The 1217-nt window shown below is 43.9% G+C and carries 1 protein-coding gene; it reads right to left on the bottom strand.

All coding sequences use genetic code 11. From position 1 onward, the window contains the following. Nucleotides 1–11: 11 nt before the first annotated feature. Nucleotides 12–1150, bottom strand: a protein-coding gene (locus tag G7Y51_RS13455; RefSeq protein ID WP_165178261.1) for an IS630 family transposase whose coding sequence is annotated in 2 segments (ribosomal slippage) — nucleotides 12–715 and nucleotides 715–1150 — 1140 coding nt in all. Because the reading frame shifts where the segments join, the coding sequence is not laid out codon by codon here. Between the last annotated feature and the right edge of the window lie 67 nt (nucleotides 1151–1217).

Raw genomic sequence — 1217 nt, 5'->3', positions numbered from 1 at the left:
CTAGTGTTGCGTCAAGCTACAAGTGTCGGGTAAAGTCGTTTTAACTTTATCCTGGCTTGATCAGTTGTAAATTGCCAATTAATCTTGGAGCCAAGATTATTTCTTTGTGCCTGCCAACAATCCACTTCCCTCCGCATCTGCTCAATGCTGCTAATTCGATGCGAGAGGCATTGCCTGATAAGAACGTTGAGTTCTATCTCTGCCATATTAAGCCAACTTCCATGCTTTGGCGTATAAACAAACTCAAATCGTTCCCAAATCTCTTTTGCCTGTGCCGGCATGAATGTTTCGTATAATGAGCCAGGAGTATGTGTGTTCAGGTTATCCATTACCAAAGTTATCTTTTCGGCATACTCATACTTCTCTGCGATTTCGTTCAGGAATTTTGCCCAATCTATTTTTGTCTTTCGCTCTGTGACACGGACAAGACGCTTGCCGGCAAGTGGTTCTACGGCCATGAAAATATTGCACACGCCACAACGTTCATATTCATAATCTTCCCGTTCACCATGCCCGGATTGGATTGGCAATGGCAGCCGCGTGTTACGGATCAATTGACGAGGAGATTCGTCCATGCACACCACAGGGCGCAAAGAGTCATATGGCCGCTTATAGACATCAAGCACCAGCTCCATTTGTGCAACAAAATCGCCATTATGCTCCGGTGGAATTACCCATTGCTCTTTTTTCCAGGGCTTTAATTCATTTTTTTTAAAGTCTGCCGAACCGTTTCGTGTGAAATTGAATCAACATACTCCAGCTCCACGAGTTTGTCGGCAAGCATCCTTAATGACCAGCGCACATGTCCTTGCGGAGGCTGACTACAAGAAATTGCCACCAAATGCGCTTCAATATCACCATCTATTTTTTTGAAGCGTTGTCGATCAGCTTTACGTTTATTCAGTGCCACATCAAGGCCATGCTCGACGAATCTCCGTTTAACCCTGTTAACTTTTCTGGCGCTTATAGGCAGTGCATCTACAAGCTGGGAAGTCGATTTTTTGGACTTTTGAAATTCCCCCTCGTCAACACCCAACAAAATCAATGCGTTGAGAACTTTCTGGCTGCCATGTTCTCCACGTTTTGCTATACTTTCAAGTTCAGTGCGTTCTTCCTGTGTGAGGGTCACCCTATATAAAATTTTTGGCATATCTTCTCCCATTTGAGGAAAAAGATAAGTCCTTTTTTATGCCTTTTCAAGTTTGACGCAACACTAG

Source organism: Desulfovibrio sp. ZJ369, assembly GCF_011039085.1.
GTDB lineage: Bacteria > Desulfobacterota > Desulfovibrionia > Desulfovibrionales > Desulfovibrionaceae > Desulfovibrio.
Note: the sequence above shows the minus strand (reverse complement) of the source record. Positions and strands in the feature narration are given on the sequence as shown.